Below are 22,768 nucleotides of genomic sequence, written 5' to 3' on the forward strand. Positions count from 1 at the left end.
CAGCCGCGGAGCTAGGTCGGTATGTCTCAACGACTGGCGCAACAGCAGCAACAGCCGCTGGCATTGGACATTACGTTAGCGTGACAGGAGCATCAATAGCAACTGCTGCTCCCTTAGGAAGGTTTGTTGCTGTGACCGGTGCTTCGGTCGCGACATTAGCTGGCCCTGGATATTACGTTAATACAGTAGGAGCATCAGCTCAAATTTCAGCTACGCCTGGTTACTATGTAAGCACCAGCGGAGCAACAACACAAACTGCAGCACCAGAAGGATATTTTGTTAATGGTTTTGCTGCCGCTGCTGCCACCCCATCCAGCTTTAGTTACATCATGGGTCAATTAGCTTCAACAGCAGAACCTCTAATAAATGATGGGGCAGCAGGCAGTTCTTTACCATCGCTAGCTCTAGACAATAAAACAATTCGAATTATTGGAAACTTAACATCAGCTAGGTCACTAGACATTGATGCTACTGACATTAATGTTAATCCCGGCATAAGTGCCACCCTATCAGGCAATGTATCAGGGCCTGGGTCGCTTGTGAAATCTGGCAGCGGACTTCTAAATTTAACCGGTAACGTTTCAATCGCAGGAGATTTAATTGCTAGTCAAGGGGTATTACAGGTCGATACTAATTTGGCAAATCGCGTAATCGTCTCTTCTGGTGGAGCGCTTCAGGGTTCAGGTCAAATTAATACTTTAGTAAATCGGGGCACAGTATCTATCGGAGGGGCTCCTGGCTCAATAAGAGTAACTGGAAATTACAGCTCAGAGCCAAATTCAACATTAATAATAAATGCCACTCCTTCAGCCGTACCATTATTTCAAATTGATGGGCAGGCAGTCCTTGCAGGCAACCTAAGTTATAACTTAGCTTCTGGAGGCTACTCAACAACTAATCGCTATACAGTTTTGCAAGCTAATGGAGGAATTGTTGGCGACTTAAATCTTTTACCAATTTCTACAGCTGGCTACACGATTGCCAACAGAATTGACTCAAATTCAATTTCATTTGAATTAACTTATCGAGATTTATCATCTATTGCCACAACTCCTAACAACTTTGCAATTAGCTCTATGTTAGACCAAGTAAAGTTAACTGCCACCGGGGACTTGGCGTCAGTCGTGAATACAATTTCTAGCTTAAGTTCAGAGGATGCAGACTTGATTTTTGGCAGACTAACAGCCAATCAAATTTTGGGTTACGCGTGGTCTGAACAACAAAAATATGACCTAGTCACCCGAACAGTTGCCAATAGACTAAATAGCTATTCTTACTCAAATCAATTGAACGGCGTTAAAGATGATGAAATAAATGGCTGGGTTGTGTTACAAGGAATGGGGGCTAGAAATTCATCTCCATATCTACCATCAGAACAATCAGTCAGTGGAAATGGAATAACCGTTGGCGCCGATTACAAAACAAATAATGAACTTGGTTACGATCTATTAGGGATAAGTTTTAGTGCAATTAATTCCAACATAGGAATAAAAGATGGGGGAAGTTTTGCTGGTACAACCCATATTTTGCAGGGCTATGGCAAAAAACAAATTCATGATTATTCATTTGACTACTCCCTTTCCTATGGACTTGGAGATGCAAAGCAAACGCGAAGAATTAATTTGATTAATAGCTCGCGGGCAGCTAGTTCAAATATTTCAAATAATGGACTCGACATATTTACAAGGCTATCAAAACATTTTTCAATGGGAAATTCTTCTGAATTAAGGCCTTATGTAGGTGTTGGCTATAGAACTGTCAATATCGAAGACTATAAAGAAACGGGATCTCAATCCTTAAACTTGGCCGTTAATTCAATAAAAGCAAGTGCCAAAACATATCAAGTGGGATTGAAGTATGGATATTCAACAAATTGGAAAGGTTACCTTTTAAAACCAAGCGCTGATTTTTCTGTTAGAGGGCAAGTTGCATCAAAAGACGTCATGGTTCAACAGAGTTTTATTGATGGCAGCGGGTCAGTTGCAATGCCAGGCAATATGGGAAGCTACAAGTACCCTTCAGTTACATTATCACTTGATGCCATCTCAGCCAAAAATTTATCAATGAATATTATGCTTAGAAGTGATAAACAATCAGACTTCTGGATATGGGGCACTCAATTAGGCATCAAATATAGATGGTAAGTCTAACTTCGCATGAATCATGAACACAAATATCGAACCAACTTGGTTTTCTGAAATTAATCACTTAACAGCTGCAGGCAATAAAGAGTCTGCACGCTCAAGATTATTTGAGATCTTAGATCATGCAGAAAAAACTGCCTACAGCTATAACTTGTTAGGTCTAGCAGCCGCATCGCTTGATGAGGCTAACTTAGCTGAATCTATTTATAAGCAGGGAATTTCTTTTGATTCTGAATTTTTGCCACTTTATTCAAATTTAGGTAATTTATTAGCTCAAAAAGGGGGATTGGTTGATGCCATCGACATTTACAATAAAGGCTTACAGTGCCCTGGAAATAAAACAGAATTACTGATTAACTTGGGCCTAACATTAAGTTACTTAGGAAGAAATGATGATGCTATTCAAGCATTGAGTGGCGCAATAAAACTACAGCCTGATTTCCTAGAAGCTCACTTAAATTTAGGATTGGTTTTCATGTCCCAAGGTCGATATGTCGACTCAGCAGCTTCTTTTCACAGGGTAATTGCAATTAACCCAAATCATGCTGGAGCACATAATGGATTGGGCTTAATTTCCCATCAACAAGGTTATGTTTCAAGCGCAGAGTCAGCTTATAGAAAATCTCTTCAAATATCGCCCAATGATCCAAAGTCAAAGATCAATTTGGCAAATATTTTATTAGAAGGATCATGTCAAAAAGATGCAATTCTGGTTTTAAAAGATGTCGTTAAAGACCCAACGCAAAAAGATGCTGGCTCTAATCTTCTAATGTCTATGCAATATGATGCAGATGTTTCATCTATTGAAATGTTTGATTGGGCTGTTAGGTTAAATCCAGAAAATGAAATGGTATTTAGATTTAATCAAGATTTGAAAAAGAATAAAAATAACAGCTCAGAAAAATTAACCTTAGGTTTTGTATCAGCAGATTTTCGCGCTCACCCAGTTGGTTGGTTTTTAAAATCAATTTTTCCTTTAATAAAAGAGAAATATAAAATTAACGTTTACGCCAATCAATCAGTAGATGACTTTATTACAAAAGAATTAAAGCTTCACAGCAATGATTGGCTACAAATTTTAGGAATGACTGATTTTCAAGCAGCTGAGAAAATTCGAGATGACAAAGTCGATATACTGTTTGATCTGTCCGGCCACACATCTGGCAATAGACTGAGTATCTTTTCATTAAGAGCAGCTCCTATCCAGGTAAGTTGGCTAGGTTACTTTGCCACAACAGGCTTGCCCGAAATGGACTATGTACTCATGGATAAGGAGCATGTTCCAAGCGGATCCGAAAAGTTTTTCTCCGAAAAAATTAGATATCTTGACCCAATTAGGCTTTGCTACAGCCCCCCATCATATGCCCCAGAAGCTGCCCCGCCTCCAGCTATTTTAAATGGATATATTACTTTTGGTAGCTTTAATAATTCATCAAAGTTAAACCCTTTCACAATTGGTTTATGGAGCAATATATTAAAAAATCTGCCAAGCAGTAGATTAATACTTAAGTGGAAAACCTTCATTGATTTTGGTATGAGGTCACGAATAAGATCTATGTTTATGGATCACGGCATTTCGCCGGGAAGAATTCAATTCTCAGGGGTTAGCACGCATGATGTAATGCTGGCTGAATATTCTGAAATAGATATCGCATTAGACACCTACCCCTTTACTGGCGCCACAACCACATGCGAAGCTCTTTGGATGGGAGTGCCAGTCATCACACTAAGAGGTGATAGAGCAGTTTCAAGACAAAGTTCTGCCATGTTAAAAGCTCTAGGCTTAGAAGATTTGATTGCAGATTCTTCTGACGAGTATTTAAATTGCGCTATTAAATTAGCTGGTGACACAAAAAAACTAGATTACCTAAGGAATAATTTACGAAGCATCTTAAGCTCTAGCGCACTGTGTGACCCAAAGATAATCACAGGAAGCTTAGTAAAAACAATTGATGAAATGTATAAGACCTACACCTCATGACTATGACGGTAAAGCTCACTTCCACATCTTGAACAATAAAAACTTAAGAAGTGAATCTTTTTATCGCTAATGCTATTTTGGATGCCCCCGAAAGTCATTTCTTTGGGTAAGGCTTGATGAAGTTGATGGCCTCGGCCCTCAAAATTACAGAAATGACATACGACGTTGTCTTTATCTTGATGATATTTATGAACGTACTCTTCGTGACTAAGCCCTCTAGACAACCACTCATTCCAAAATTTATTTTTCTTTTTGAAGTCCACTATTTTTAAGAAATTTGGAACTGGGTAATAAAAAGTAAAAAAAATTGCCGCCCAAAAAATTATCTTAAAAAATATAAAAACTTCACTATCAGTATTTATCATTTTGTCGAGTCTAAAAGTTCAATATGTCTTTTTACTGAATCACCAATTTCATGCGCCTGTTCGTAAAAGAAATCAAGGTAAGTTGTATTGTTAGTTCGTAAATATGCTTGCTTTAATGCTTCGCAGTGCACCATTCCTTTATGATGAGGCAGCAGAAAATTACCTGCATATGGAAGCACTAAGTTATTTATACAATTACTTGTAAATTTTTCTGCTTTGAGAATAACTGTAACCATCCGCTCTATTATAAAAATCTTCATTGCCACATCTTCACCTGGCTTATAGCTGACGAGTCTGTTTAGTTCCTTTGCCAAGGGATGAGTACCCTCTTCACAAATGCGAAACAATTTTTCACAGTAATCTAACCAGACAATCCAAAATCTTCCTTTGGCAACAAAAAAATTAGAATAGATGCTGGTGTATTGGTCTGAAACAAACGTGTTTATATTGATATTAGTCTTTACGTGATTAAAGAATTTTTGACTTGTATTAATTAATCCGGGATGATTGATTTCACCCTGAATAAATGGATTAATAAAAAATGCAATTTGGTCAAAATATGGTGAAAAAGACACCACATCATCAGTTTGCTTTTTCATAAATTCAAACACATCGGCAGAATTTAGATTTGTTTTCTCATAAAATTTTGGAGAAAAAAAACCGTAATATGAATCAAGGTCTATTTTTTGCGACAACAAATAGTGTCTAATCGACCAGTACTCTCGCCAATCAGGGCGCAAATTTTCAGAGTTATTCATTGGGAGAAAGCCTTTATCCAGCATCCCCATAGTTTTTTGATTGTAGAAAATCTGAAATATGTTAGTTTGAGGCATTATTTTGGACACAAATACAATTCTTAAATTTAATCATTGAGGTTTTTTGAATGAAAAACAGTATAACTATTCATTTAATCTGTGCAACAAGATGTTCACCAGAAGAGTTTTGGACAAATACACCGCTGGGTATTTCAATATCAAGGATGAAATTTGATAAAAGATTAAATTTCTTAATTCACTTTAACAACAATATTGGCTTACCTACTTTATATAACAAATCCATACATTCTGCTAACAATAATTCTTATTTGGTTTTTATCCATGACGATGTTTGGGTAGATGATTATTTTTTAGTTGATCGGGTCATTGATGGCCTTAATACGTTTGACATAATTGGCGTTGCTGGAAGTTTAGTACGACGAGACTTTCAACCAGCGTGGATTTTCCCTGATGGAAGTTTTACCCCGGATTCAGAAGATAATTTATCAGGTGCCGTTGCCCATGGAGAAGGTCCCTTTGGACAAGTTAACTTTTTTGGCGTATCACCTAAAAATGTTTTACTTTTAGACGGTGTCTTCTTAGCGCTAAAAAAGGAAACCGCTCTACTATCTCAAGTTTTTTTTGATGAGCAGTTTGACTTTAATTTTTACGATCTTGATTTTTGCAGAACTGCGGAAACTAAAGGGCTTAAACTTGGCACTTGGCCCATTGCCCTCACGCATCAAAGCAGTGGCGTCTTCGGAAACCCATCGTGGAAAAATGCATATCAAATGTATTTAAGAAAATGGGGTAGTTAAGGTAAGTAACTTGGATGACTTTAGAGAAGTCCGGTCTCCAACTAATTTAATCTCTCCAAGCAATTCTCTTTGAAATTATTTGGATCACACAAATCAGGGTCACCAATAGTCACAGAACCAGTTTCCTCACCAGTAAAATTGAAACTCTTAGGCATTAGAATTTGCAAAAAAGCCACCCAGATATTAGGTGGCTTTTGAATTAGTGCTGGATTTGATAAACCTTAGCCATTGGCCAAAGTATTGATACTGATATCTACCATCTACATTTAAGAATTTCTAATCTTTTCTTATAAAGAGACTAAATCAGTGAACTAGTTGAAAGTTAATTTGCTGACAGGCCCCGATGGCGGCAGAGATTTTAGGAATCATTTCTGAACGAATCAGTGTGTGCACATATTCAAATTTTCCATCATCAGAAGTTCTAAAACTATAAATCTCGTTAGAACCTATAAATACAACCAACAAAGAAAATTCATTGGGAGTTTTGCTGATGAGAGAAATCTTAGCGCCCTCTTGAAGAGCCGAGAAAACTTGATTACGTTTTGTGTCTGAATAAATCAAATCATATTGACCATTATTATTAGTAACCACAATTTTCTTGCCGGTTGTTGACTCTTCTCGCCAAGTTTTTTTGTTTTTAGGTGTGACTCCACCAAAGTTCGGATAGTAGGTGTAGCCTTTCTCATCAGTACAATTAGCAACATCGCCTTGGGCAAAAGCCAGCTGAGAGACAAAGATCAATAAAACGGCAAAAACTTTCACGGCACACTCCACTATCAAGATTATTTGAACAATACGCCCTGAGTTTTGAGGGTTCGATTGCTACAACTGAATTTCAATTCTTTTACAACAGATTGTTTAATTGCCTGGGTCTGAATATCTATGATCTTGACGTTGATCACCAATTTATCAGTAAAGTTGTGATAAGTACCAATCACAATCTCTCTAACATCGAGCTCAGACTTCATTAATTGGTTCGGCTGTCTTGTCAAAGAAACCGTGCCCTTATCATTGATTCGAATGTCTTTACCTACCTCAGCCTGAATCACTGTTCTGCAACAATTTTTCATCAGATAAGCTCTCATGAGTTCGCCCATGAGCAAGCCAGATTTATCAGACTGGAGAGATTCAAGCTCTACAAAATCAGTCACCATGATTGGCGCAACACCTTTGGGCGCAGCAAGACTGCCCTTGGTACAACTGCCGCCATAGTAAGTGCAAATTTCTTCGGCAATGCCTGAGAAAAGACTTGAAAGATCAAGAGCGCTTAATTTTGTTATTAATTTTGTGTCGCAAGAAACATCTTCAACCCCAAAACGAGGTGTCTGACACCCCGATAAGAGAATCGAGCCGGCTCCAGCAGCTAGACCTGTTAGGAAGAATCTTCTTGTTGTTGACATCATTAGTTAGGAACGATGTTCACTCTGGTTAAATTAGTGCGTCGGTCAAGCATGTGACCTGCAACAGAGCTGATATCAAAATGAGTCTGGGCTGAAGACAATATGGCTCCTGTTGTGTAATCAAGGACTCTGACATTGATAAAAATGTCTTCACCTACAACAGAGAATGTGCCACTCACAACACCAGAAACCTCCTGTGGGCTTCTTAATTTTCTTGCATCACGAGATAAGGAGAACTCTCCGCCATCTGAAATCGCAATGGTTTTGCTCAAGCGCAAATCAATGATGTTCCACTGCTTCAGTTGCAATTCATGAACTAACTGCTCTGTCATGAGTCGACTAACTGAATTTGAGCTAGCAAACTTATCAAGGTCTACGAAAGTAGTTACTGCGTACACCGAAAAACGCTTATTAACATCCAGGTTTTTCTCTAGCTGAACCGCCAAAGAAAGCATTTTGTCGTTGAAGGCTTTATTTGGAGCCACATTGGCAGTGGCACCAGTACTTGTTTTGATCGTCTCAGCAAGCGCTGGAAAACTAAACATAGCTCCCAAAAGGGTAACCCCAAGGGCCAAACTCATGATTGGAGTTTTAAAGGTCATTTTCATAATTAAATCCCTGTCTTAAAAGCGTATGTGAAAGTCATAAATTCAAACTGTTTACGGCAGGGTGCCAGGAATAATTAGTTTTTTATTCTTAATATCCTCACAAAGCGTGATTCCCCTCTTATTTGAAGGATTCAGCAATATCTTATTAAGTTATTGTATTTAATGCACATATTTGCATTATTAAAGTGTCCATGAATTGAGTCGTTAATAGATACACAACATTTAACAAAGATATAAATCGACATGAATTGTCAGCAATGCGGGACTGCGCTCCTCAATAACGAAATCATTTGCTCTAACTGCGGCTTTACAACCGATTTGGAGAAACTTGACACGGTTGTTGAGCAACCAGCCCCATTGGAATCAGTCGTTGAAGAACCTCAAGAAGAGATTCAAATAGAAGAGCCCCCTAAGAAAAATAAACGCAAAAAGATCATCTTGGTGGCAGGCCTGGTCCTGCTCTCCATCGCCTTAGTGGCTGGATCATATGTTGCCTGGAATGCCTATCAGCATAAAAAAGAAAGTGCCCTTGCAGCCGTTTTAAAACTACAGCAAGAAAAAGAAGCGCAGGCACAGGCTCTAATAGAGGAAGAGGAAGAGGCAAGAATCGCCGCTGAAACCGAAGAGGCCGAGAGGGTTGCCGAGGAGACGAGAGCCTTTGAAGAGTCAGTGGCTCTAGAGCAAAAAAGACTTCTTCAGAAAAAACAACAATTGGCTCAAGCTAAAAAATTATTGCCAGAAAATTGTGTTGACCAGCAAGCTTGCATGTCCAGCATGCTGACTTCAGCGACAAAATTAGATCTAAATTCAGTTGAAATAGCCGCACAAAGAATATCTAGCCTCAGTAATGTTAGGCCAGGCGACATTGGAGTGGCATGGAGCTTGAACCAACAGGGTATTGCGGAAGCGAAAGATAAAAATAATTTACAAGCCATTAAATTATTCAAGCAAGCCCTTCAAGCAGACCCAGCATCCATGGCGATTCATCTCAATCTTGTGGACACATTATTTGAAGAAAACTTGATTGATGAAGCGCACAAAGCACTTGTACAGATTATTGCCATCAATCCAAGATTAACTTACGCTTGGCGTCAACTAGCCAGGTGCTATGCAGATAAGAATCAAACGGAAATGGCCGTCAATGCCCTGGTGATTGGCTATCAATTCGCCCCAGACAAACAAGGGATGTTGATTCAATATGAAAATGTCACTCAACAGTCCAAAGTAGGCATCAATCTAAGAATCATCTACCTATCAGCCATAAAGAAAATTAGAACCCTGTAAGCCACCCATCAGTTGCCATGATTACCCATGCAGATCTTAAAAAATATGGAATGGCCGACATAGCACAAAGCTTCAACGATGATGGCATTGCTAATTACATCAAAATTTTAAAGATCAAAATCACCGATGCAAATTCGCTGGTGATTGAAGGTATCAATGAGGCTAACGACAACCAGTTCGATAAAGCACTGAAAAAATTCGAAGAAGCCATCGCAGAAAATCCTTATGATGTGGATGCCCTTCTCCGCGCCGCATTTGTTTATGAATACAATAAAAACCATGATCAGGCGATTGCCTATTATCAAAAGATAGGGGAAATTCAACCCAATGACCCCTATATTCAATTACGAATATCAGCCAATTATTACTATCTAAAGCAATACCATGCTGCACTGGCCTGCACCAGAGCAGCGGTGGCCATGAAGCCAAATTTTGCAGATGCTTTTTTTAATCAAGGCCTGTGCTTTTACGAATTAGGCAGATTTGAAGATGCTCTTAAAAGTTACGGACATTCATTGGCCATTAGATCCAATCACTTTGGAACTATTTTTAACATTGGCATGTGCTTACAGGTACTTAAGCAATACACCGAAGCAGCTGATAACTACACAAAAGCAATAAAAATTAAACCAAAAGAATCAGATGCTTACTTTAATCGTGGGCTGTGCTTTCATAGTCTTGGAAACTTTGATAAAGCCATCAAAGACTATGAAATAGTTTTGGATATTAATAAGACATAAACTTCTAAAAGCTGAGGAGCGATGGACACAATTAGATATTTAGCTACCTATCTATCTAGCTACTTAACTATGTTTAGCGTCCAACGTCACTTTTATTGATGGGCTGAGCTATTGCTGGAGCAACTGTCTGCATGGCTGGTTTGACAACATTGTCGACGGGCTCAAGAACTACCTGCTGCGGTGTTGCGTTTGAATCTTCATCACTTATGAGAACCACCGGCTCTTTTTTGAGAATGCCTGCAGAAGTCAATGTTTTAGTACTGTAATCGTAAAGCTCTGAAGAATAAATATACCCACTCGCTAAAACTGTTAGCCCCAAGGCGCTGGCAAGGATAAGGGAACCTAACGGCCTTCCTTTTTTACCATCAGGAATATCCATGGATATCTTCGGATCCACAGATGAAATCAAAATCTCATTGAAGGGAATTTTTTCTCTGGCCCCAGAGGACTTCTCGTATATACCAATGATCTTATCTATCTCATTGATAATATTGTTTGAGTTCTCCAGACCAACATCACTGCTCTGCGCCTTTGCAACATTACTTTCAAACTTCTGTGTTATTTGCTCTAACTTAACATCAGGAACAGTTGATTGAATTTGCTCTAATGCATCGTCGCTAAATAAGGATGCTTCCTTTACTACCAAATAATCTTCATCTCGTAATTTAAGGTAGGCCCCAATTTTTCTTGCCACTTGAACTTTGATAGCGAAGCTATAAAAAGAATCTAAGCCTCCATTTTCAATTTGGCTCAACATTTTTTCCGAGATACAACAAATATTGACTATATGACTCACTGAGTAATGTTGTTGCTTTCTGACGTAAGCAATAACATCTCCGCGTATATCAATTACGTCTGAAGTATGAATATTTTTGAACAAAATGAGGGCCGCTAAAAAATTTAAAAGTTACAAAAAATAGTTGGGTGATTGATTATTAATGACAAAAAAGTATTAATCAATTAAATGCTTTAATTTGTATGCATTATTTTTCTTATTTAAAATTTTGTAAGACAAAAACCTACAAAAAAAACAGCCTAAAAGTTTTTTCTCAATCCTTATACTTATCAACATACTTATTAATGACGAGCGATTCATGTTTGGTTCAAATAAAAAACACGGTTTACTAAAACCAGAATTAGAGTCTTTTGACACCATCATTGATAAAACAACCACCATCCACGGACGTCTTTCAATCGAGGGTTCCATTCGCATCGATGGAACTGTGATGGGAAATATTGAATGCACAAACGAAAGTGAAAATGAAAATATCACTGTCGCTGTTGGCGTAACCGGCAAGATCAATGGTGACATCAGAGCCTACAGAGTGCTTGTTGCTGGCAAAGTAGAAGGCAATATTTACGCCGCCGAAAAAGTTGAGCTACACGAATCTGCGATTGTTGTTGGTGATATTACATACAACCAATTAGGCATTGAACATGGCGCAGAAGTGCTTGGTTTAATGATTAAAAAAGTAGATTCAAAAAAACAAATTAATCATGCTTCTAGCTTGATCAAAAAAATTCAAGAAACCAGTTTTAAAAATAGCTAACCAACCGTTCAAGAAAGAAATATATGTCAAGCGATAATCAAAATGGATGTTTAACTGTTGGTGAGGGTGTGACCCTTAAAGGAAACTTCGTGGTCCCAGATATTGCCTCTATCTCTGGAACAATCGAGGGTGACTTAACTGCTAGAGAAATCTTGATAGGCCCAACAGGCGTTCTCAAAGGAAACATCAATGCTGAAATCATCGATATTCGTGGTGAAGCTTATGAAAATATCTCTGCCAAGAAGTCTTTATTTATTCGCTCTTCAGGCAAAGTAACAGGCAATGTAGAGTTCTCAGAAATTGAAGTGGAAAAAGGCGGCAATCTACAAGGCAGCCTCACAAAAATTAACACTTAAACTTCAGTTTAATCACCACGAGAACCCATATGTTTAATCGAAAAACAAATCAATCAGATACTGATGACAATGGCATACCAATGGATAACGATGATATGAATGATTCAGTAGATCAAGGTCAAGAAGACCAAAATACTTATACCGAGCAACAACAAACCAGGTCTGTCCTTCCAGAGCTAACAAAACCCTCTGTGATCAGTGAAGGCTTTGAGTTCACAGGTGATGTTAACTTTCAAGGTACATTGAATGTGGATGGCACACTCAGTGGAAGCATTAATGTGCAAAATCTTTTGATAGGTAGCAGTGGAAAAGTGAATGGCTCGATCAAAGCTACCACCATCCAAGTTCGGGGATCATTCACAGGCGATGCAATTTGCCAAGATTTAACGATTGGCGGTCAAGCCAACGTTAATGCAAAAATCAATTACTCCTCACTCACTATTCAACGTGGTGCGATGATTCAAGGCGAATTGACCAAGTCTTAAAGATCTTGAGGGTCTTTGTTGATCCAACGTTTGTCTAATTTCAAAATGACCGATGTATTGAGTATTGACTGATTCAAAGTATTTATTTTGAATCAGTCATTCCTTGTCACTTGATTGTGTTTTGGCTAATCATCTTTTCCCGAATGGTATTGATGAAACCTCTTTGCTGTTAACTTCATTTTTTGCAAATTCAATGGCTCGCTTATTCATCACAATGATATTGATGCGGCGATTGATAGGATTTTGAGGATCTTTGTCATCTTGCAATATGGCCGATGATAAGCCGACAACTTTCATGATTCGGCTCTCCTCCAAACCAGATTCAACCAGCGATCTTCTCGCTGAATTAGCCCTGTCTGCGGATAGCTCCCAATTTGAGTAGCTCTTATTGGCCTTTGGATAAGGAATGGAATCCGTGTGACCTGAAATGGTAATCGGGTTCGTCAATGTGTTGATGGCTGGCACCAACTCTTTCAAGATAACTTTGACATAACTTTGCAATTGCGAGCTTCCCAACGGAAACATCGGTCTATTTTTCTCATCAACAATCTGTATTCGCAAACCCTCGGTAGTGATCTCGATATTGAGCTGCTTGCTATAAGGCGCTAAGCGTTCATTGTTTTGAAGCAAGCTATCCAGTTGTTTTTTCAATTGCTCAAGTCTTTGCTGATCAACCGCTTCTGATTCAGCCGCTAAATTTTGAGCAAGAGGCATTAACTCTTTCTTAAAAACCTCTACAGATGTTCTGGTGTCATCATTTGAGCGGTTCATTTGCGCATCTTTACGGGTTAAGTCAGTACCGCCGCCTTTAATGACAGATGATGAGTCTCCGATGGTCTGACCAATCTCTAAAATAGTCAGTTTCAGTGGTTGCTTAAAGTACTCTTCAATGCCTTTGAGTTTGTTTTCATCAGCATTACTCAGTAACCACATTAACAAGAAGAACGCCATCATGGCTGTTACGAAGTCAGCATAAGCAATCTTCCAAGCGCCGCCATGATGACCGCCGGCAACCTTCTTGATTCTTTTTACAACAATGATGGGTTTTTTATTAGCTCCCGCCATTATGCTGCTGCCTTTGCGGCTTCCTTAGGCTTCTCGGCATAATCAACTTTGGTGGCTTTGACCTGATCTTCAAGCTCTTTAAATCCAGGACGCTCTGTTGAATATAGAACTTTTCGGCCAAACTCAACGGCCACGGCAGGCGGGAATCCGTTCATATTTGCCAAAATCGCAACTTTCATACATTCAAAAGATTTGGTCGAGTCGTGTAACTTGCTTTCCAACAAGTTGGCCAGAGGTGCCACGAAACCGTATGACAACAAAATACCCAAGAAGGTACCCACCAGCGCATGAGCAATCAAAATACCGAGTTCTGCAGGCGGTAAACCGACCGAACCCATGGTGTGAACCACACCCATAACCGCGGCCACAATACCAAAGGCGGGCATGGCATCAGCCATCTTTGCAAATACGTGAACTGGGACTTCGCCCTCATGATGATGAGTTTCTATTTCAACATCCATTAAGTTTTCAATCTGGAATGGATCCATCGTTCCAGATACCATCAAGCGCAAATAATCACAAATAAATTCAACATGGTGATGACTTGCTAAGATTCTTGGATAGCGTAGAAAAATTTTGCTCTTTTCAGGCTCCTCAATATCTTCCTCGATATTCTTCATGCCTTCATTACGAATCTTTGTGAAGATGGCATAAAGAACCAAAAGTAAATCTAAATAAAGTTCTTTGTTGTATTTAGAACCCTGAAATAAAGTGGGCACCGCGGCACCAGTGGCCTTGAGTGCTTTGATCGTATTACCAGCAACCAAAGCACCCGCTGCAGCACCGCCGATCATCAATAACTCAACGGGCTGGAATAGCGCTGCCAAATGGCCGCCTGCAATAACAAATCCGCCAAATACAGAAAAGGAAACCACAATAAATCCGATGATTACTAGCATGGTTGGCCTTTAGAAAGTTTGGTCAATTTAATCAATGTCATGTTTAAAACTATTTTTTAATTTTTTTTAATTACTTGCTCATGGTTCAGCGCTTTTCAGCAGCCTTAACTCAAGCTCTTTTTTTGTTATAAAAGCGAATAATGTCGCTTTTAGTAACAACACCTACTGGTACAAAATCAGCATCAACAATTGGAATACAGCTGATATGGTTTTTATCAAACATATCAATAGCATCCTCAAGCTCTGATTGATCATCAAGATACAAGGGGTGTCTCTCTACAATCTGACCTACCCGTTGATTCAGTGTTGCTAAGTCTCTGGTGGTGTAAACATTTGAATTGACGTAAGGACTTATCGCCAATAAAAGATCACGCTCACTCAAAACACCCATTAACTTACCTTCTTCAATAATCACAAGATGCTTGATATTGTTAACGGCCAACATTTCCTTAACTTCACTCAAAAAGTCATCTAAAGTGCCAGTAATTGGGGGTGAAGACATAATTTCAGTGATTTTCATAAAACCCTCCTAGGTTTAACTACTTTGAGTACTCATCAATTAGGCTTGTCTCCATAGGTGAAGAGTTTTTCCGTAACTGATTTCAATTTTTTCAATGGGTTCGCTGTCAGGACAGGGAATCTCAAAACAGTAGCTGGCCAATATGGCGCCCTTTTTCATCTGTTTCTTGGCCTGCAAATAGAGTGATGGCATTGCCGCTGGCGATAAAAAGGCAAAAATAAGGTCTTGTTGACTAAAATTCATGCGTCGGTAGTCTTGGCGCAAAAATTGACAATCAATTTTCAATGCCCATTGACGTATGCGGCTATAAAGCCAGATGATGGGGGATAACTCAACCCCCACAACGGTTGCATCGGGTTTTTGCTTTTTAATGAATAAACAAAAACCACCAAAACCACTGCCTATTTCAAGCACATTGACTGCTCGATCACTGGGTAAAAGATCCGCAATTTCCGACCAAACAACCTCTGTTGATGGATAGTAAGGTACTCGGGTTAAAAAATTACTCCAGTAAAAAAGTGCCAATATCAAAAATCCCACGAGAAAGATGGAAGATGACCAATTAAAGCTTTGGAATATTCCAACCATGATTGGGAATAGCGCATTGATCCAACACCACCATTTTGGCAACCCGATCCAATAACTGAAGACTGCTGCTGCTATTGCGATGAAAATGAGTTGATCAGTTTTATCAAACTCAACCATTAGCCATGTGCTTAAAAATGGCTCAGCAACAAAGGAAAATGTCGTCAGTGCTAACAATAAGAAAAGTGAAGCAAATTGTGGTCGGTTCTTAATGAAAGAAAGAACTGGTTGACGACTATTCACGGTGGAAATGATTATGCGGCGGCTTGTCTGGCCGCATTAGTGGCGTCAATAAATTTCTGGGTCTTACCGGCACGAGAAGGTACGTCACACAGACCGCAAACGTAATTGCGCTTCATTAATGGTCTTGAAATAAACTCACCCGTGCAAGATTTGCATACTGCTGTCGTTAGCATGTCGCATTTCATGAAGCGATTGAGTGTCCAGGCTCTTGTTAATGACAATACTGGCTCTTCACCAAATTCTGGTGGGAACTGCTCTAGGTATAACTTATAAGCCTTGATGATGGCTGATATTTCAGAAATATCAGAATTATGCTTGAGTTGTTTGTAAATACTCAAAAATAATGAAGTGTGGATATTGGGCTGCCACGTTAAGAACCAATCAGATGAGAAAGGAAGCATCCCTTTGGGTGGAGACTCGCCACGAAGCTCTTTATAAAGACTAATCAAACGATCACGCGAAAGCGATGTTTCCATTTCAAGCAATTGAAGTCTGGCGCCAAGCCTGATCAGATCAATAGCAATCTGAATATCCTTGGACTCGTTCAGTATGCTTTTGGTTTTTTTAGTCATTTATTAGTTTGAGTATCAATGCATTTCAACAGCAGGCTGAGCCGCTAACAAAATAGCTGCGTGAGCTTGTGCTTGAAATAAGTCCTTGGTGTCATGAGTCAACATTCCCAAGATGGTTGCATCATCAAAACGAAATCTCATGAGCATGCTAGGACTAGCCGCCAATTTAATTGTTTGTGCAGTACTCAAACTGGAAATCAGGTCTGCAATTTTCTTGCTAATACCTAAACGGAACATGGCCGTATCTACATCATCACGAATCATTTGCTGAGTGAGCAATAGATAGCGCAAGTTGGCATCTTTAATTTCGGCTAATAAGACATCAGTACCCATTGTTATCTCCGTTAGAATTTATTTCTATAACTAAGTGATGCCATTGTGATGAGTCACAAGATCGACAACAATCAGATAAAAGATGTATTTTTCTACGGAGTAAATGAGTTTGATCCTACCGTGTTTGTCTTACAAACACAGTACTCCCTGTTAGAAATATTCAAAATTTCAACATATAACCCTCTAAAAACACTCCTAAACATTCAGGGGGTAAAAAGGTTTACGGCGCCCAATTTCAAAACTTGAGGATTTTTTTAAAATATTTGCAAATAAATTATTTTCTATTTTTTAGCACCAATTTTTTATATGGGCTTAGATGCATAGCATGCATTCCTGGATCCACAAAACCTCTTAAGTTATTGTTATTTAAAGAAATTAATATTTAGGACTAAATCTCTTAATTTTTTATCTTACAAAGTTTTCAGGGGCTCAATCCCAGGCCTCAAACTGTTTTTATGGCTTATACGACACCAATAAAAGCAAAAGAAACACATCGAACAATGATTCATTTGCTCCAAGAGCACTCTCTTTCAGCCTCTTACAAGCTTTCATTAGGGCCAAACACCATTTGTAGGAATAAGCTTCGATCAATCGATGGGGCATTGATCTTTTGAGAGCCCATAAAAAGCTTGTTGACTCTTAGTAAGGGTTTTCCTAAAACGATTCTTTGCCTCTATTTAGTGGTGGCGCCAACATATAAGGACACTAATAGTCATAAATCCAATACAACAGCTAGAAATTCCTGGGTTATCGAAAAATAGTTAAAGCTTTTTAAAAGCTGCTCGTTAATGAATATAACAATGGTCCAACTTGATATACAGACCAAAGTTTTTTTAATACGTAGTTTGTATATTCAATAACTCAAGGAGTACAACATGGCTGCAGTGATCAATACAAATATGGCTTCTTTACAAGCCCAGAACCAACTTTCAAAAACAACCGCTTCTTTGAATAACACTATTCAGCAATTGTCTTCAGGCTTGCGCGTTAGCTCTTCTAAAGATGACGCTTCAGGATACTCAATTGCAAAAGGCATGGATTCAACTATTCGCGGTAGCAACCAAGCTATCAGAAACATCAATGATGCGATTTCTCTAACCCAAACAACAAGTGGTGCTTTAGAAACTCTATCAAACTTGATGGGCAGAATGAGAGAGCTTGCCATTCAAGCTGGTAACGATTCAAACACTGTGAATGGTGGTTACTTAGATAAAGAATACAAAGGTCTTGCAGCGGAAGCTCTAAGAGTGATTGCTGCTACAAAGTTTAACGGTGTTTCAACTTTTACTGCTACAGCATTCGCGTTTCGCGTTTCATCAGTAACTGCTGACACAACTCTAACACTGACCCCAACAGTCATGACTGCTGTTGCAGCAGCATCAGCTACAACAGTCGGTATTGCAACGACTGCAACAGCTGTAACAACCCTTGGTCTTCTCGATACTGCGATAACTGAAATTGGTACAGTTGGAGCTGAGTTGGGAGCATTTCAAAGTCGCTTAACTTTTGCTCAAGATTTCTTAAAAGACTTAGTTGAGAACACTTCTGCTGCTAAGAGCCGTATCGTTGATACAGATTTTGCTGCTCAGACTGCAGAGTTGTCTAAGTATCAGATCTTGCAACAGGCAGGTACAGCAATGTTAGCCCAGGCTAACCAAATGGGTTCTAACGTTTTAACTTTGTTGAAGTAATGATTAAAGGGGGCTTTGCCCTCTTAATCAGTATTTCCACAAACTAAGACTTAGTTATAGTTTAGTTAATATATCGGAGAGTTTTTATGATATCTGGAATCAGTTCAACAGCAATCCCCATGACCAGCAGTAATGGTGGTGGATCAACTGTATCCGGTGCTCCAAACCCTGCAGCAGCAACTGCACCAATTGCGGCACCAATTTCAACACCAAAAATTGTTGGCTCAAACTCTGGCGAGCCATTAGTTCAAAAAGTTGAAATCAATACCCAGCAAATCGAGGCGGCTGTCTCTAAAATCAATAAACAGCTAAGCTCACCCGCTGGTTTAAGTTTCCAAATTGATCCAAGTTCTGGTGATTCAGTCATTACAGTTATTGACTCATCAAACAATACGGTCATTCGTCAAATTCCATCTGAACTTTCTTTGAGGATCGCTCAATCAATTGAGAATCAGCAAAGCAAGGGCTTATTGGTAAGCGACAAAGTTTGAACTAAATGGCCTCTTCGGCAACTATCTCATCAAGCGGTATCGGATCTGGCTTAAACGTAAGCCAGATCGTTACTGCTTTGATGGATGCCGAAAAAGGTCCTCTTAATTCAATCAACAAATCAATTTCTACTGATAATGCTCAGATATCTGCTTACGGTAGTATCTCAAGCCAAATCTCATCATTCCAATCGTCCATTGCTGGATTGATAACACCAAGTACCGTCAAAGCAACAACGGCTAGCAGTTCTAGCACTGGCGTTTTAACGGTTAGCAATGATGGCACTGCTCTTGCTGGTGAATACAAAATCACCAACGTCACATTGGCATCGCCTCAGGTTCTTACCAGCGATATAAGCAACACTTCTTACACCAGCATCAATTCTTCTATTGGTAGCACTGGCAGCATGACTATTTCAGGCACCACAATTACCCCAACAACTTACACAGTTGCTGGCTTAGTGGATGCTATTAATAACGCGAATATCAGTGGTGTCAGCGCCACCGTTGCCAACCTTGGCACAAGCGCTGCGCCAGATTATCAAATACGAATCGTTAACTCATCAGATACTGCTGCAACCATTGCCCTATCAGCTGGCAATGATTTCACAGGTCTTGACTTTATAAGTGCCAATGCGGTTGCTGGCTCAGTCACAATCAACGGCACAACAGTCAGTAGATCGAGCAATACCATCAAAGATCTCATTCCAGGACTGACCATCAATCTTGTTGGATCTGGTAACTCTACGATTACCGTTAATCAAGATAGCAGCTCTTTATCTTCAAAGATTTCCGAATTTGTCAAAGCCTTTAATACCTTGGACAAGTCACTCAAAGATATTTCAAGCTACGATGCGACTGCAAAAAAAGGGGCTGCGTTGTATGGCGACTCCGCCATTAACAGTTTGCGCAGAGAAATCAGAAGCATCGTCACGAGCACCCTTGGTGTCAATGCAACGACTTCTTACAATCGCTTAAGCCAAGTAGGTGTTAACTTTAAAAGTGATGGCACCTTGAGCTTAGATAGCACTGCGTTAAACACTGCTATCAGCGCTAACTTTAATAAAGTAGCAAAACTATTTTCAGGAACAGGCGATTCAAGTGATAGCAAAACTTTGCAAGGTTTTGCTTATCAGCTGAATACTGTTCTTGCAGACGCTACCGGCATCGATGGCTTAATCACCAATAGAAAATCAAGCCTGCAGTCTGATATTCGTCGATTACAGGCCAAAGCAGATCAAGAACAATTACGTTTGGATGATTTACAACAAATGTACAAAAAACAATACACAGCATTAGATAGAACAGTAGCGAGCCTAAATTCGATGGCCAGTTATTTGACTAATCAATTTGATGCCATGAGCAACGCAAAGAATAACTAATAGCAGTCATTTATAGGGCAATAGTTTATGTTCACTTATACACACAATGCTGCAAAACATTACGCAATGATCAATTTAGAGTCGAATGCTTTGGTAGCTGATCCTCATAAATTGATCAGCATGTTATTTGAAGGCGCCGTTATTGCCTTGAATCAAGCTGAATTTGACATTAAGAACGATAAGTTGACTGAGAAATTCACTTCAATCAGCAAAGCCATTGATATCATTTTGCTAGGCCTTGATGCCAGCCTTAAGTACGAATCTGGCAATAAGCTGGGTGAAAATCTTCACATGCTTTATCAATACATGGCTCATCAATTAACTTTGGCTAATTTACATAACGATATCAATCGTATTCAGGAAGTTCGTCATTTGATCAATGAACTCAGGGGCGCATGGAATGCCATCGATCCCAACGTGAACGTGGCGACCATGAGAAGGACGCCTGCTGCAAACGAATCAAGTGCTCAAAATTTTGCGAGGGCTCTATGATGTTGACGCAAGATGATGTGATCACTTTGTATGAAAATGTTCAAAACATCACAGAAGAGATGTTAGTAGCAGCTCGTGAAAAAAATTGGGCTTTGTTTGAAGAATTAGGCGCAAAATGCACCAATGAAGTTGGCATTCTAAAAACAGAGGAAGTGTCAGCCCCCCTATCTTCTGACCAAATTGAAAAAAAGTTTAAATTGATACAAAGTATTCTTGGAACTGATCGTGCAATCCGTGACATCACAGAACCTTGGATGAAAAATCTAGATGCTTTGATTGGAAACACCAGTAACCAAAAGAAAATTGAACGGTTTTATAATTCAAGAGATTTCTAACTTAAGGTTTTTTTATGGCTATTCTGCCAAATAATCTTTTGGCAAATAAAACAGCTATCTCAGCAACTGAGATTCTGCGCTCAAGTGCTATTGCAGGAGATCCCCGAATTGACTCCGCTATCCGCCTTGATCAAATAGCGGTTGGCAAAAATTTCAAAGCACAAATTCTGAGCTTTCAGCCTGATGGCACAGCAGTTGTTCAACTAACATCCAAAGAAACTGGCAAAAACTCGGCAACTGTGCAGATGCAGCTACCTGCTGGCTTAGAGGTTGGCGAGTCTCTTGAGTTAACTTTGCTTGGCAAAAGCCCTAATTTAAGTTTTGGTGTTAGTGGTCGCTTACCAAATCCAGAGCAAAAGTTCAGTTCTTTAGGTCAATTGATGGGTCAGATACCCAATGACAGCACCCCGATCAAAGGTGCACGGCCACTGCTTAAATCATCTTTATCGCACCCAGAAAGCGTTGATGACTTACCTCCTCAGCTATCAAAAGCTGTTGAGATGAGTGGTACTTTTTATGAGTCCCATTTAAAAGATTGGTTGATTGGACAAAGAACAACCGATCAAATCAAGCAAGAACCACAAAATCAACAAAGTTTGTTGCGTGCGGTCATTTTTACTGACACGCAAGAAGATGGCATGGGTGGCACGAATAACTCAGTTATCCCGCAACAATTGAATGCTTTAGAAAAACGAAGTTTTACTTGGCAGGGTGAGCTTTGGCCAGGGCAGCACTTTACCTGGCAAATCAAGGACGACACCCCCAGAACCCCCAACAAATCAAATGAACCGGCCGAAAAGGTATGGCAAACCAGAATGCAGTTTCACTTACCTCATTTGGGTGAGGTAAAGGCTTCAGTGATCATCGTTGGCAATCAAACACAAGTGAAGCTGCTGATTGGTAAAGATTCTGGAGTCGCTCGTTTACAAGATTCTCAGCAAGCGTTAATTAACACCCTCAGCGCCTTAGGTCATGATGTGAGCAGCATCATTATTCAAAAAGATGAATAAGCCCAAAGATCTTCGCACTGCCGTTGCAATTGCCTATGAAGCTGGCAGCAGAGCCCCTGTGGTCGTTGCAGCAGGAAAAGGCTTGATTGCAGAGCAGATCATTGAGCTAGCAAAAGCCAATGACATTTACGTGCATGAGTCAAAAGAACTGGTGGCTTTATTGATGGGTATTGATTTAGATAAAGAGATCCCACCTAGTTTGTACAAGGTGGTGGCAGAACTATTGGCCTGGCTTTATCAAATAGATGCAGCCATGGTGCCTGCTAAAAAAATAGAAGTCAAAAATGATGAGTCTTGACCAGCTTAAATCTGCATGTTCATGATGCTTTGATAAGCTGCAACCACCTTATTACGCACCTGAACGCTGGTTTGTATGGCAACACTGGCTTTTTGAGATGCAATCATGACATCCGATAAATTAACTTTGGTGTCACCAAGGGCAAATCGCTGCCCTAAGCTGACTGAGCTTTGTTCCATGCTATTAAGCTGATCTAATTGAGCACGCAAAGCAGAAGCAAAATCAATTTTTGTGGTTGATGCAGGGTTAGCAACATCCATGGTTTTTGCCACAGGCGGCCTGACCACAGCAGAACTGTTACGTATCTGGCTCAAAATCGACTCTATTTGAGAGCTTCCAACTGGTGAAGTCATATTAAATTGAGGCCTT

General features: G+C 39.6%; 27 protein-coding genes. 15 read left to right on the forward strand and 12 right to left on the reverse strand.

Annotated elements, in window-relative coordinates; genetic code table 11:
- Positions 1–2,144, forward strand: a 2,144-nt coding sequence (locus tag AOC33_RS00005; protein WP_219349888.1) for an autotransporter family protein, incomplete at its 5' end; no start/stop codon positions are given.
- Positions 2,145–2,163: 19 nt separating this feature from the next.
- Positions 2,164–4,125, forward strand: a complete 1,962-nt coding sequence (locus tag AOC33_RS00010; protein WP_089514561.1) for an O-linked N-acetylglucosamine transferase, SPINDLY family protein — start codon at positions 2,164–2,166, stop codon at positions 4,123–4,125.
- A 361-nt stretch (positions 4,126–4,486) separates the two neighbouring features.
- On the opposite strand, the gene AOC33_RS00020 is transcribed toward AOC33_RS00010, so the two are convergent.
- Positions 4,487–5,248: a hypothetical protein gene (locus tag AOC33_RS00020; RefSeq protein ID WP_143743995.1), complete on the reverse strand. Its 762-nt coding sequence runs from the start codon at positions 5,246–5,248 to the stop codon at positions 4,487–4,489.
- Positions 5,249–5,373: 125 nt separating this feature from the next.
- Here AOC33_RS00020 and AOC33_RS00025 point away from each other — a divergent pair, with 125 nt between their 5' ends.
- A complete protein-coding gene (locus AOC33_RS00025) occupies positions 5,374–6,063 on the forward strand; it encodes a glycosyltransferase family 2 protein (RefSeq protein ID WP_089514564.1) in 690 nt (229 codons plus the stop codon).
- 303 nt (positions 6,064–6,366) lie between these two features.
- On the opposite strand, the gene AOC33_RS00030 is transcribed toward AOC33_RS00025, so the two are convergent.
- Genes AOC33_RS00030 through AOC33_RS00040 form a run of 3 tightly spaced genes read right to left on the reverse strand, consistent with a single transcriptional unit; the run spans position 6,367 to position 8,071 of the window.
- Positions 6,367–6,825, reverse strand: coding sequence for a hypothetical protein (locus AOC33_RS00030; protein WP_143743996.1), 459 nt, complete (start codon positions 6,823–6,825; stop codon positions 6,367–6,369).
- A gap of 20 nt (positions 6,826–6,845) precedes the next feature.
- Positions 6,846–7,463 (reverse strand): FlgO family outer membrane protein, encoded by a 618-nt coding sequence (locus tag AOC33_RS00035; RefSeq protein WP_180738065.1) that lies wholly within the window; start codon positions 7,461–7,463, stop codon positions 6,846–6,848.
- Between the two features lie 2 nt (positions 7,464–7,465).
- Positions 7,466–8,071 carry a FlgO family outer membrane protein gene (locus AOC33_RS00040; protein ID WP_089514567.1) on the reverse strand — a complete coding sequence of 202 codons (606 nt, stop codon included), beginning with the start codon at positions 8,069–8,071 and terminating at the stop codon, positions 7,466–7,468.
- A gap of 243 nt (positions 8,072–8,314) precedes the next feature.
- Here AOC33_RS00040 and AOC33_RS00045 point away from each other — a divergent pair, with 243 nt between their 5' ends.
- A complete protein-coding gene (locus AOC33_RS00045; RefSeq protein WP_089514568.1) occupies positions 8,315–9,355 on the forward strand; it encodes a tetratricopeptide repeat protein in 1,041 nt (346 codons plus the stop codon).
- Between the two features lie 17 nt (positions 9,356–9,372).
- Complete coding sequence (locus AOC33_RS00050) at positions 9,373–10,095, forward strand: tetratricopeptide repeat protein (protein ID WP_089514569.1); 723 nt, start codon at positions 9,373–9,375, stop codon at positions 10,093–10,095.
- 73 nt (positions 10,096–10,168) lie between these two features.
- Here the strand turns inward: AOC33_RS00050 and AOC33_RS00055 are convergent, their stop codons facing one another.
- Complete coding sequence (locus AOC33_RS00055) at positions 10,169–10,849, reverse strand: hypothetical protein (protein ID WP_143743997.1); 681 nt, start codon at positions 10,847–10,849, stop codon at positions 10,169–10,171.
- 340 nt (positions 10,850–11,189) lie between these two features.
- On the opposite strand from AOC33_RS00055, the gene AOC33_RS00060 reads away from it, so the two are divergent.
- The 3 genes from AOC33_RS00060 to AOC33_RS00070 are packed head-to-tail and all read left to right on the forward strand — an operon-like array spanning position 11,190 to position 12,486.
- Positions 11,190–11,645, forward strand: a complete 456-nt coding sequence (locus AOC33_RS00060) for a bactofilin family protein (protein ID WP_089514571.1) — start codon at positions 11,190–11,192, stop codon at positions 11,643–11,645.
- Positions 11,646–11,668: 23 nt separating this feature from the next.
- Positions 11,669–12,001, forward strand: a complete 333-nt coding sequence (locus AOC33_RS00065; RefSeq protein WP_089514572.1) for a bactofilin family protein — start codon at positions 11,669–11,671, stop codon at positions 11,999–12,001.
- Between the two features lie 29 nt (positions 12,002–12,030).
- The gene (locus AOC33_RS00070; protein WP_089514573.1) at positions 12,031–12,486 is read left to right on the forward strand and encodes a bactofilin family protein; all 456 of its coding nucleotides are present in this window, start codon (positions 12,031–12,033) and stop codon (positions 12,484–12,486) included.
- A 129-nt stretch (positions 12,487–12,615) separates the two neighbouring features.
- On the opposite strand, the gene motB is transcribed toward AOC33_RS00070, so the two are convergent.
- The 6 genes from motB to flhD form a co-directional block, all read right to left on the reverse strand.
- Positions 12,616–13,551 carry a flagellar motor protein MotB gene (gene motB / locus AOC33_RS00075; protein WP_089514574.1) on the reverse strand — a complete coding sequence of 312 codons (936 nt, stop codon included), beginning with the start codon at positions 13,549–13,551 and terminating at the stop codon, positions 12,616–12,618.
- Positions 13,551–14,450 (reverse strand): flagellar motor stator protein MotA, encoded by a 900-nt coding sequence (motA, locus tag AOC33_RS00080; protein ID WP_089514575.1) that lies wholly within the window; start codon positions 14,448–14,450, stop codon positions 13,551–13,553. Before motA ends, motB begins: the two co-directional genes overlap by 1 nt.
- Before the next feature lie 109 nt (positions 14,451–14,559).
- Positions 14,560–14,970, reverse strand: a complete 411-nt coding sequence (locus AOC33_RS00085) for a CBS domain-containing protein (RefSeq protein ID WP_089514576.1) — start codon at positions 14,968–14,970, stop codon at positions 14,560–14,562.
- A 39-nt stretch (positions 14,971–15,009) separates the two neighbouring features.
- Positions 15,010–15,798, reverse strand: coding sequence for an SAM-dependent methyltransferase (locus tag AOC33_RS00090; RefSeq protein WP_143743998.1), 789 nt, complete (start codon positions 15,796–15,798; stop codon positions 15,010–15,012).
- Between the two features lie 11 nt (positions 15,799–15,809).
- On the reverse strand, positions 15,810–16,370 hold the full coding sequence (gene flhC / locus AOC33_RS00095; RefSeq protein ID WP_089514578.1) for a flagellar transcriptional regulator FlhC: 561 nt from the start codon (positions 16,368–16,370) through the stop codon (positions 15,810–15,812).
- 15 nt (positions 16,371–16,385) lie between these two features.
- Complete coding sequence (gene flhD / locus AOC33_RS00100; protein WP_089514579.1) at positions 16,386–16,703, reverse strand: flagellar transcriptional regulator FlhD; 318 nt, start codon at positions 16,701–16,703, stop codon at positions 16,386–16,388.
- Between the two features lie 875 nt (positions 16,704–17,578).
- Between flhD and AOC33_RS00110 the strand changes: the two genes are divergently transcribed.
- From AOC33_RS00110 to AOC33_RS00140, 7 genes are all read left to right on the forward strand, one after another.
- A complete protein-coding gene (locus AOC33_RS00110; protein ID WP_089514581.1) occupies positions 17,579–18,394 on the forward strand; it encodes a flagellin in 816 nt (271 codons plus the stop codon).
- Positions 18,395–18,480: 86 nt separating this feature from the next.
- Entirely contained in the window at positions 18,481–18,885 is a 405-nt protein-coding gene (locus tag AOC33_RS00115) for a flagellar protein FlaG (RefSeq protein ID WP_089514582.1), read from the forward strand.
- Positions 18,886–18,890: 5 nt separating this feature from the next.
- A complete protein-coding gene (fliD, locus tag AOC33_RS00120) occupies positions 18,891–20,264 on the forward strand; it encodes a flagellar filament capping protein FliD (protein ID WP_089514583.1) in 1,374 nt (457 codons plus the stop codon).
- Positions 20,265–20,291: 27 nt separating this feature from the next.
- A complete protein-coding gene (gene fliS, locus AOC33_RS00125; RefSeq protein ID WP_089514584.1) occupies positions 20,292–20,756 on the forward strand; it encodes a flagellar export chaperone FliS in 465 nt (154 codons plus the stop codon).
- Entirely contained in the window at positions 20,753–21,091 is a 339-nt protein-coding gene (locus tag AOC33_RS00130) for a flagellar protein FliT (protein ID WP_180738066.1), read from the forward strand. The genes fliS and AOC33_RS00130 overlap by 4 nt, the downstream gene beginning before the upstream one ends.
- A gap of 14 nt (positions 21,092–21,105) precedes the next feature.
- The gene (gene fliK, locus AOC33_RS00135; protein ID WP_089514586.1) at positions 21,106–22,101 is read left to right on the forward strand and encodes a flagellar hook-length control protein FliK; all 996 of its coding nucleotides are present in this window, start codon (positions 21,106–21,108) and stop codon (positions 22,099–22,101) included.
- Entirely contained in the window at positions 22,094–22,399 is a 306-nt protein-coding gene (locus AOC33_RS00140; protein WP_089514587.1) for an EscU/YscU/HrcU family type III secretion system export apparatus switch protein, read from the forward strand. The genes fliK and AOC33_RS00140 overlap by 8 nt, the downstream gene beginning before the upstream one ends.
- A 5-nt stretch (positions 22,400–22,404) precedes the next feature.
- On the opposite strand, the gene fliE is transcribed toward AOC33_RS00140, so the two are convergent.
- Complete coding sequence (gene fliE / locus AOC33_RS00145; RefSeq protein WP_089514588.1) at positions 22,405–22,752, reverse strand: flagellar hook-basal body complex protein FliE; 348 nt, start codon at positions 22,750–22,752, stop codon at positions 22,405–22,407.
- Between the last annotated feature and the right edge of the window lie 16 nt (positions 22,753–22,768).

It is taken from the genome of Polynucleobacter cosmopolitanus (assembly GCF_002224225.1).
Taxonomy (GTDB): domain Bacteria; phylum Pseudomonadota; class Gammaproteobacteria; order Burkholderiales; family Burkholderiaceae; genus Polynucleobacter; species Polynucleobacter cosmopolitanus.

Bases quoted from the DNA above. Each gene is read 5' to 3' on its own strand.
- fliE (WP_089514588.1), bottom strand. From the start codon at position 22,752: ATGACTTCACCAGTTGGAAGCTCTCAAATAGAGTCGATTTTGAGCCAG.
- AOC33_RS00025 (WP_089514564.1), top strand. From the start codon at position 5,374: ATGAAAAACAGTATAACTATTCATTTAATCTGTGCAACAAGATGTTCA.
- fliD (WP_089514583.1), top strand. From the start codon at position 18,891: ATGGCCTCTTCGGCAACTATCTCATCAAGCGGTATCGGATCTGGCTTA.
- AOC33_RS00060 (WP_089514571.1), top strand. From the start codon at position 11,190: ATGTTTGGTTCAAATAAAAAACACGGTTTACTAAAACCAGAATTAGAG.
- motA (WP_089514575.1), bottom strand. From the start codon at position 14,450: ATGCTAGTAATCATCGGATTTATTGTGGTTTCCTTTTCTGTATTTGGC.
- AOC33_RS00050 (WP_089514569.1), top strand. From the start codon at position 9,373: ATGATTACCCATGCAGATCTTAAAAAATATGGAATGGCCGACATAGCA.
- fliK (WP_089514586.1), top strand. From the start codon at position 21,106: ATGGCTATTCTGCCAAATAATCTTTTGGCAAATAAAACAGCTATCTCA.
- flhC (WP_089514578.1), bottom strand. From the start codon at position 16,370: ATGACTAAAAAAACCAAAAGCATACTGAACGAGTCCAAGGATATTCAG.
- AOC33_RS00085 (WP_089514576.1), bottom strand. From the start codon at position 14,970: ATGAAAATCACTGAAATTATGTCTTCACCCCCAATTACTGGCACTTTA.
- AOC33_RS00070 (WP_089514573.1), top strand. From the start codon at position 12,031: ATGTTTAATCGAAAAACAAATCAATCAGATACTGATGACAATGGCATA.
- AOC33_RS00115 (WP_089514582.1), top strand. From the start codon at position 18,481: ATGATATCTGGAATCAGTTCAACAGCAATCCCCATGACCAGCAGTAAT.
- AOC33_RS00045 (WP_089514568.1), top strand. From the start codon at position 8,315: ATGAATTGTCAGCAATGCGGGACTGCGCTCCTCAATAACGAAATCATT.
- AOC33_RS00065 (WP_089514572.1), top strand. From the start codon at position 11,669: ATGTCAAGCGATAATCAAAATGGATGTTTAACTGTTGGTGAGGGTGTG.
- flhD (WP_089514579.1), bottom strand. From the start codon at position 16,703: ATGGGTACTGATGTCTTATTAGCCGAAATTAAAGATGCCAACTTGCGC.
- AOC33_RS00140 (WP_089514587.1), top strand. From the start codon at position 22,094: ATGAATAAGCCCAAAGATCTTCGCACTGCCGTTGCAATTGCCTATGAA.
- AOC33_RS00130 (WP_180738066.1), top strand. From the start codon at position 20,753: ATGATGTTGACGCAAGATGATGTGATCACTTTGTATGAAAATGTTCAA.
- AOC33_RS00020 (WP_143743995.1), bottom strand. From the start codon at position 5,248: ATGAATAACTCTGAAAATTTGCGCCCTGATTGGCGAGAGTACTGGTCG.
- AOC33_RS00040 (WP_089514567.1), bottom strand. From the start codon at position 8,071: ATGAAAATGACCTTTAAAACTCCAATCATGAGTTTGGCCCTTGGGGTT.
- AOC33_RS00110 (WP_089514581.1), top strand. From the start codon at position 17,579: ATGGCTGCAGTGATCAATACAAATATGGCTTCTTTACAAGCCCAGAAC.
- AOC33_RS00010 (WP_089514561.1), top strand. From the start codon at position 2,164: ATGAACACAAATATCGAACCAACTTGGTTTTCTGAAATTAATCACTTA.
- AOC33_RS00035 (WP_180738065.1), bottom strand. From the start codon at position 7,463: ATGTCAACAACAAGAAGATTCTTCCTAACAGGTCTAGCTGCTGGAGCC.
- motB (WP_089514574.1), bottom strand. From the start codon at position 13,551: ATGGCGGGAGCTAATAAAAAACCCATCATTGTTGTAAAAAGAATCAAG.
- fliS (WP_089514584.1), top strand. From the start codon at position 20,292: ATGTTCACTTATACACACAATGCTGCAAAACATTACGCAATGATCAAT.